The sequence below is a fragment of the Mesorhizobium sp. M5C.F.Ca.IN.020.32.2.1 genome (assembly GCF_004023105.1).
GTDB classification, from domain to species: domain Bacteria; phylum Pseudomonadota; class Alphaproteobacteria; order Rhizobiales; family Rhizobiaceae; genus Mesorhizobium; species Mesorhizobium wenxiniae.
The window spans coordinates 1-7,530 of sequence record NZ_RZSX01000245.1 but is presented as its reverse complement, the minus strand read 5'-3'; the positions used below and the strand labels follow the sequence as shown (position 1 = coordinate 7,530).

The window sequence follows — 7,530 nt, the reverse complement described above, 5'->3', positions numbered from 1 at the left end:
GCACCGTGCCGACGGTGAGATCGCGACCGCCACGGTCGCCGAAATTCCACAGTCTCGAAAAGGCAAATCCGGCGAACAACAGCGCAAAGGCGGCAAGCAGCGCGACAATACCGAGCACCCAAAGGAAGGCCGGCGTTTCAACAAGCTCATATCGGTGGCCGAGGAGAACGGTCAGGAGCAGGACCGCCGAAAAAGCGCCTGTCCGCCGCGACCAGCCGGCCGCCTTCGACGTCTGTCGCCCGGGAATTTCCATTGTTTTCTGCACTGCTCCACCCGAACGAGCGTTTAGCGCCGTTTAGCGGCGGCTGGAAGGAGAAAGACAGCATCTCAGTTAATCCGTCGGCAGGCGATAGTCCCTGAATTGCCGGCGCAAGGTGGTCTTCTGGATCTTGCCTGTGGCGGTGTGGGGAATTTCGTCGACAAAGGCGACGTCATCCGGCATCCACCACTTCGCCACCTTGCCATCCATGAAAGCGAGGATATCCATCTTGGTCGGCTCCCGGCCCGGCTTACGGACGACGACGAGCAACGGCCGTTCGCCCCATTTCGAATGTTGGATGCCGATGGCGGCCGCCTCCGCCACATCCGGATGACCGACTGCGAGATTCTCGAGCTCGATGGTCGAAATCCATTCGCCGCCCGACTTGATGACGTCCTTGGCACGATCGGTGATCTGCATGTAGCCACTTGGGTCGATATGGGCGACATCACCGGTATCGAACCAGCCTTCTTCATCGAACTGTTCGGATCCGATGCCGCCATAATAGGCACGCGCGACAGCCGGTCCGCGGACCTTCAAGCGTCCGAATGTCTTGCCGTCCCATGGCAGCGCGTTGTTGTCGTCGTCGGTCACCTTCATTTCGACGCCGAAGGGCGGATAGCCCTGCTTGCTCTGGACGTCGAGCCGGGCTTCGCCCTCAAGCCCGGCATAGTCCGGCTTCATGGTACACAGCGTGCCGAGCGGAGACATTTCGGTCATGCCCCATGCATGGATGACCTCAACATCGTAATTGTCCTGGAACTTCGTTGTGATCGCACGCGGGCAGGACGAGCCGCCGATGACGACCTTCTTCAGATAGGGAAGTTCCTTGCCGGTCTCCTCCAGATGCTGGAGCAGCATCAGCCACACTGTCGGCACGGCGGCGCTGAACGTCACCTTTTCGGTGTCGAGCAACTCGTAGATCGAGGCGCCGTCCATCTTGCAGCCAGGCATGACCAGCTTGGCGCCGATCATCGGCGCGCTCTGGCCAAGGCCCCAGGCGTTGGCGTGGAACATTGGCACGACCGGCAGTATTGTGTCGCGCGAAGAGAGCCCCATCGCGTCGGGCATCGCGGCGATCATTGCGTGCAGCACGTTCGAGCGATGGCTGTAGAGGACGCCTTTCGGATCGCCTGTCGTGCCCGAGGTGTAGCACATGCCGGCCGCGGTGTTTTCATCGAACGTCTTCCAGGTGAAGGCGCCGTCGGCTTCGCCAAGCCATTCCTCATAGGCAACGACGTTCGGCAGCACCGTTTGCGGTATGTGCGCCTTGTCGGTCAGCACGATCACCTGCTTCAGCGATTTGACCGCGCCGGCGATCTTTTCAAGCAGCGGCATGAATGTCAGATCGACGAAGATCGCCTTATCTTCGGCATTGTTCATGATCCAGACGATCTGCTCGGGAAACAGGCGCGGATTGAGCGTGTGATAGATCGCGCCGACACCCATGATGCCGTACCAGGCTTCGATGTGGCGCGCCGTATTCCAGGCCAAAGTGGCGATGCGGTCGCCAAGTCCAAAGCCATCACGCTCGAGCCGCTCAGCGACCCGCAGGGCGCGGCGATGAATTTCGGCGTAAGTGGTCCGGACGATAGGGCCCTCGATCGAGCGCGACACGATCTCGCGTTCGCCGTGCTGCCTGGCTGCGTTGTCGATGAGCTTGTGGCAAAGCAGCGGCCATTCCTGCATCAGTCCGAGCATTCTTTCCTCCCATTGGTTTTTCGTTCCATTGTGGGACGAACAAGCATATTGTCCAGCCATGACCGGGCAGAAGCAGCGCATTGGTCGAAAAGACAGGGAAAACCGCCACAATCCGGCCATCGTCGTTAACTTTGATTAATTGGGCAGGGGTGCGATTGGCGAATGAAAGAGGTTCGCATGGACGCGCAGCTCGACGACAAAACTCTCGAAGATACGCTCGCCGAAAGCCTGGCCGATCTGGTGCCGGACGCCAAAACCGTTTCCGAAGACGAATTCGTCGAAGTTGTCGGCGGCGCACTTGAGGCGGTCGGCGGCACGCTGCTGTTCAAGATGTGCGTTCAGAACGAAGGCGAAGGCCAGCACGTCGCCGCGGCTTGCGTCGGCGATGGCGGCAACCGCCAGTTCCTGCTTCTTACCTTGCCGACCGGCGGTGGTTCACTCAAGGTCGAAACCGCGTCGAGAAGCACCAATCCGGTTGCCGGTATCGCCGCCGCCTATGCCGGGCTGTTGGATGCGTTTCAGGCTGCCGCCTGATCGGTCAACGGCAAGGCCGTTTGACGAGAGATCTGCCAGCGCCGAGGGCGATGGTTTTTGAGTCCCGTATTCGACGTCGGCCTTGCGCGGCGCGCACGCCCGACACACCTTAAAGTGCGTCGCGTCAAAGGACTTCACGCGACGCACTTTAAGTCCTTATTTCTATGCATGTCGTTATCCCAAAACCGCTGCGCACTTTTGAGCGACATGCATTAGGTCGTGCAAGGAGAACCCGTCATGGACCAGATCGCCAATCCGTCACCCGGCTTTCAACGCAACCCGGGTAAAGTGATCACTGTCGAGCCCTACATCGGAACTGTGACCGTACGCGCCGGCGACGCGGTCATCGCCTCGTCTAAGAGGGCCAAGGTGTTGACCGAATCCCCCTACCCCCGGGTCCTCTACATTCCATTCGAAGACATCGATTTCGACCAGCTTCGCAAGACGGAATTGTCGACTCATTGCCCATACAAGGGCGATGCGAGCTATTGGAGCGTGCTGCCTGCCGCGGAAGCAGGCAAGGATGCGATGTGGGCCTATGAGCAGCCTTTCGACGAGATGATCGAAATCCGCGATCACGGCGCGTTCTATCCCAACAAGGTGACGATCGAAGCCAAACCAGCCTGAGCGGGGACGGCTCGAGGCCTGTCCTTACCGATCATCCGGTGGAGCGGTCACGGCCAGCGTCGTGCCCTTTACCCGCGACCGTTCTTTGCAGCCTGTACCGCCGCCTGCGCGGCAGCCAGCCTGGCGATAGGCACGCGGTAGGGCGAGCACGACACGTAATCGAGGCCGACCTCCTCGCAGAAATGGATCGATGCCGGATCGCCGCCATGTTCGCCGCAAATGCCGAGCTTGATCTCCGGCCGCGTCGCCCTGCCTTTTTCGGCTGCCATCCGCACCAGTTCGCCGACGCCCTCAATGTCGAGCGACACGAACGGATCCTGCTCGATGATGCCCTTCTGGCGATAGGTCTCCAGGAATGAGGCCGAATCGTCGCGTGAGATGCCGAAGGTGGTCTGGGTCAGATCGTTAGTGCCGAAAGAGAAGAATTCGGCCGCCTCGGCAATGACATGGGCGCGGAGCGCGGCGCGCGGCAGCTCGATCATCGTGCCGGTAAGATAATCGATCTTGACGCCGGTCTCCTCCATTACGCTCTTGGCGACGGCGTCGATCCGCGCCTTGACATAGTCGAGCTCCTTCACCAGACCGACCAGCGGCACCATGATTTCCGGAACCACCAGCGCGCCGGCCTTCCTGCCGGCCTCGACGGCGGCCTCGAAAATGGCGCGCGCCTGCATCTCTGCGATTTCGGGATAGGAAACCGCAAGCCGGCAGCCGCGATGGCCAAGCATCGGGTTGAATTCGTGCAGGGCTTCGGTGCGCTGCCTGAGCTTGTCGGGCGACACCTTCATGGCAGCAGCGACTTCGGCCACCTCTTCCTCGGTCTTGGGCAGGAATTCGTGCAGCGGCGGATCAAGCAAGCGGATCGTCACCGGCAGGCCGGCCATGATCTCGAACAATTCGAGGAAATCCGAGCGCTGCATGGGCAAGAGTTTTGCGAGCGCCGTTCGCCGGCCCTTTTCCGTGTCGGCCAGGATCATCTCGCGCATGGCAACGATACGGTCGCCCTCGAAGAACATGTGCTCGGTGCGGCAAAGTCCGATGCCTTCGGCGCCGAAGGAACGCGCCATGCGCGCGTCGAGCGGCGTCTCGGCGTTGGTGCGCACCTTCATGCGACGCACGGCATCGGCCCATTCCATGATGGCGGCGAAATCGCCCGAGAGTTCCGGCTGCAGCATCGGTACGGCGCCCTTCAGCACCTGGCCGTTACCGCCATCGATGGTAATGATGTCGCCCTTGCGGAACGTCGACCCCATCGCCATCAGCGTGCCGGCTCTGTAGTCGACGCGCAGCGAGCCCGCGCCCGACACACAAGGCTTGCCCATGCCGCGCGCCACCACAGCGGCGTGGCTGGTCATGCCGCCACGCGTGGTCAGGATGCCTTCCGCCGCATGCATACCGTGGATGTCCTCGGGACTGGTCTCGATGCGCACGAGGATCGCCTTGCGGCCTTGCGTCTTAAGCTCCTCGGCGTCGTTGGAGGAAAAGACGATCTCGCCGGTGGCTGCACCCGGAGACGCGGGCAGCCCGATGCCGATCACATCGCGCGCCGCCTTCGGATCGATGGTCGGATGCAGCAACTGGTCGAGCGAGGCCGGATCGATGCGGGCGACGGCCTCCTCCTTTGAGATGAGCTTGTCGCGCGCCATATCGACGGCGATTTTGAGCGCCGCCTTGGCGGTACGCTTGCCGGACCTCGTCTGCAGCATCCACAATTTGCCGCGCTCAATGGTGAATTCGAGATCCTGCATGTCGCGGTAGTGCTTTTCAAGACGGTCGGAGATGGTGACGAAAGACTGGAAGGCTTCCGGCATCAGCTTCTGCAGCGACGGCTTGTCGGAGCCGGCGGCAATGCGCGCCGCCTCGGTGATGTTTTGCGGCGTGCGGATGCCGGCAACGACATCCTCGCCCTGCGCATTCACCAGGAACTCGCCATAGAGCATCTTTTCGCCGGTGGAAGGATTGCGGGTGAAGGCGACGCCGGTGGCCGAGGTCTCGCCCATATTGCCGAAGACCATGGCCTGGACGTTGACCGCAGTGCCCCAGCTTTCGGGAATGTCGTGCAGGCGCCGATAGGTGATGGCGCGGTTGTTCATCCAGCTCGAAAACACGGCGCCGATCGCCCCCCAGAGCTGCTCGTGCGGATCTTGCGGAAACGGCTTGCCGAGTTCCTCCTCGACCTTGGCCTTGTAGAGTGCGATCACGCCCTGCCATTCGATGGCCGTCAGTTCGGTATCGAGTTCGTGGCCGAGCCCGCCCTTCTGGTCTTCGAGGATTTCTTCGAACACCTCATGGTCGAGGCCCATGACGACGTCGGAATACATCTGAATGAAACGCCGGTAGCTGTCATAGGCAAAGCGCGCATCGCCCGAATCGGCGGCGAGCGCCTCGACCGTCTCGTCGTTCAGACCGAGGTTGAGCACGGTGTCCATCATGCCGGGCATCGAAGCGCGGGCACCGGAACGCACCGACACCAAAAGCAGTTTCGAGGGATCGCCGAAACGGCGCCCGGTCAGGCGGCCGATGTGATCAAGCGCAACCGCGACGTCCGCCTCCAGCGAGGCCGGGTAGGTGCGGCCGTTGGCGTAGTAGGCGTTGCAGACCTCGGTGGTGATGGTGAACCCCGGCGGCACGGGCAGACCCAGGCTGCACATTTCGGCCAGATTGGCGCCCTTGCCGCCCAGGAGGTTCCTATCGCCGGCACGGCCTTCCGCAGCGCCGTCGCCAAAGGTGTAGACCCATTTGGTCATGCTTGCTCTCCGGTTTCAGGAGATTGAAAAGATTGGCGAAGCCGAAATTTCGCCGTGTCCCGAGCGATATGATGCTGCAGTGCGAAAGGCAAGCGTCGGCAAAGCCGGCCGGCTTTCTACAATCGATTAAGCAAAAGCTGTGGCAAAAAGACTCGCGGCTTGGCGGCCGTTTGAATAGAACAAAATCGGAACTTGGGTAACGCCATATGACCTGACCGGAGAACTCGAAACGCTGGGCGCCGTCGAATATGCCGGCGGCACGATCCTCAAACCGATCTTCTCATTTCCCGGCAGGCGGTTCCATTTCGTCGATCCGGCCGGCAATGAAATCGCTGTTTGGGGAATAGACGCCATCGCCCGACCGCACACGATCATATGCGACTCCAATCTGCGGGAACTGATGGATCAGTTCCGCGCACTTGCCATTCTCGGCATTGAGCTTTCCGTCGGCTCGTCCTATAAGGCCGCGCGCAGCGGGCATGTTCCGACTGTTGGGGCGTAGCCAAGTGGTAAGGCATCGGTTTTTGGTACCGACAATCCCAGGTTCGAATCCTGGCGCCCCAGCCAAACTGGATGCCCTGTGGATAACTCGGTCGTTCGGCTCCTTCCGTCGCTGCGACCGCCACAGTTTCGGCAAGCAAATTAAAAGGTTGCCTGAAGGCGGCGCGAATCTCGCCTCGATGCCATTCGCAGTTCGACAGTACCAATTTCAGAAGCCGTTTCTCCTCGTGCGCGGGCTGCAGAAGGAACAACTGGCTCGTGTTGCGTGTCAGCTCCAGGAGCCGAATGCCGTCATCCATGTATGATTCTTCCGCCTGACCGTGGCGTTCGAATCTCGCGTCGATGCAGGGGCAGTCGGTATAAAATCGCCAACTCGTCTACAAGCTCAACTTGCCCAACGAGCGATTTGAATATGTTCTGTCGCTTCGCGGTGACCCGAGCCCAAACTCGAATGCTACCCTCCACATGCATAACGGGCTCGCGTTGACGGGAGAGGACGCTTGGTTTCATCGGTGCTGCAGGACAGATGGCGCGTTCTGATAGCGGAACGCAACCCTCTCGTCATTGCTGCCCTGCGAGGACTGTTTGCCGAAAGTACCCGTTTCTCCATCGCCGATACCGCGCGCACCTCGGCTGAGCTCTGCGAGAAGCTCGGCTTTGTCGAGGTCGATTGCGTTCTGCTGAGTTGGCAGCTCGATGATGCCGAGGCGCCTGACGTGCTCGCCGATCTCGGTCGTCTCGGTCTTGATCTGAGGATCGTGCTCTTCGCCGACACCAACAACTCCACCGTCGTCAACGAGACGATCCGCTTCGGCGTCAATGGCCTTTGCTACCAATTCGAGGATCCTGAAATCCTCTTCGCGACCTTGACCGCGGTGATGAAAGGCAGGGTCTGCGTCCCCTATGCGGCACTGTCGAGGGTCTCCAATATGCCGTCCCGGCAGCTCACGTCGCGGGAGATGGAACTGCTCGGCATGCTCTCCAATGGTTGGTCGAACACGCAGATCGCAAGCCGCACCGGAATTTCCGAGAACACGGTGAAATACCACCTCAAGAATGTCTACGACAAGCTCGAGGTGCGCAACCGCGCCATGGCCGTTGCCCTTTACGCCAGGGAGCGTCGGCGCAAGCCGGATTGACTACCCGCCGGGTAGCTGGGAC

The 7,530-nt window shown here is 60.8% G+C and carries 5 protein-coding genes, 1 tRNA gene and 2 pseudogenes; 5 read left to right on the top strand and 3 right to left on the bottom strand.

From position 1 onward, the window contains the following. Positions 1-253 (bottom strand): annotated as a pseudogene (locus EOA86_RS14430) (DUF1499 domain-containing protein); the annotation flags it as partial. Between the two features lie 78 nt (positions 254-331). Beyond that, entirely contained in the window at positions 332-1,960 is a 1,629-nt protein-coding gene (locus EOA86_RS14425; RefSeq protein ID WP_128342245.1) for a fatty-acid--CoA ligase, read from the bottom strand. A gap of 177 nt (positions 1,961-2,137) precedes the next feature. On the opposite strand from EOA86_RS14425, the gene EOA86_RS14420 reads away from it, so the two are divergent. Both EOA86_RS14420 and EOA86_RS14415 read left to right on the top strand, forming a co-directional pair. Beyond that, positions 2,138-2,494: a hypothetical protein gene (locus EOA86_RS14420; protein WP_065006315.1), complete on the top strand. Its 357-nt coding sequence runs from the start codon at positions 2,138-2,140 to the stop codon at positions 2,492-2,494. A gap of 237 nt (positions 2,495-2,731) precedes the next feature. Then, positions 2,732-3,121, top strand: a complete 390-nt coding sequence (locus EOA86_RS14415; protein WP_095518324.1) for a DUF427 domain-containing protein — start codon at positions 2,732-2,734, stop codon at positions 3,119-3,121. Positions 3,122-3,189: 68 nt separating this feature from the next. Here the strand turns inward: EOA86_RS14415 and ppdK are convergent, their stop codons facing one another. Further along, positions 3,190-5,868 carry a pyruvate, phosphate dikinase gene (ppdK, locus tag EOA86_RS14410; RefSeq protein WP_128342243.1) on the bottom strand — a complete coding sequence of 893 codons (2,679 nt, stop codon included), beginning with the start codon at positions 5,866-5,868 and terminating at the stop codon, positions 3,190-3,192. Positions 5,869-6,082: 214 nt separating this feature from the next. On the opposite strand from ppdK, the pseudogene EOA86_RS40260 reads away from it, so the two are divergent. The 3 genes and pseudogenes from EOA86_RS40260 to EOA86_RS14400 form a co-directional block, all read left to right on the top strand. Then, a pseudogene (locus EOA86_RS40260) lies at positions 6,083-6,208 on the top strand (VOC family protein); the annotation flags it as partial. A gap of 152 nt (positions 6,209-6,360) precedes the next feature. Then, positions 6,361-6,435, top strand: a tRNA-Gln gene (locus EOA86_RS14405). A 434-nt stretch (positions 6,436-6,869) separates the two neighbouring features. Then, positions 6,870-7,508, top strand: coding sequence for a response regulator transcription factor (locus EOA86_RS14400; protein WP_127211409.1), 639 nt, complete (start codon positions 6,870-6,872; stop codon positions 7,506-7,508). Positions 7,509-7,530: the final 22 nt, after the last annotated feature.

Excerpts from the sequence above, each read along its gene's own strand:
- EOA86_RS14425 (WP_128342245.1), bottom strand. The coding sequence starts at position 1,960 with ATGCTCGGACTGATGCAGGAATGGCCGCTGCTTTGCCACAAGCTCATC.
- EOA86_RS14420 (WP_065006315.1), top strand. The coding sequence starts at position 2,138 with ATGGACGCGCAGCTCGACGACAAAACTCTCGAAGATACGCTCGCCGAA.
- EOA86_RS14415 (WP_095518324.1), top strand. The coding sequence starts at position 2,732 with ATGGACCAGATCGCCAATCCGTCACCCGGCTTTCAACGCAACCCGGGT.
- ppdK (WP_128342243.1), bottom strand. The coding sequence starts at position 5,868 with ATGACCAAATGGGTCTACACCTTTGGCGACGGCGCTGCGGAAGGCCGT.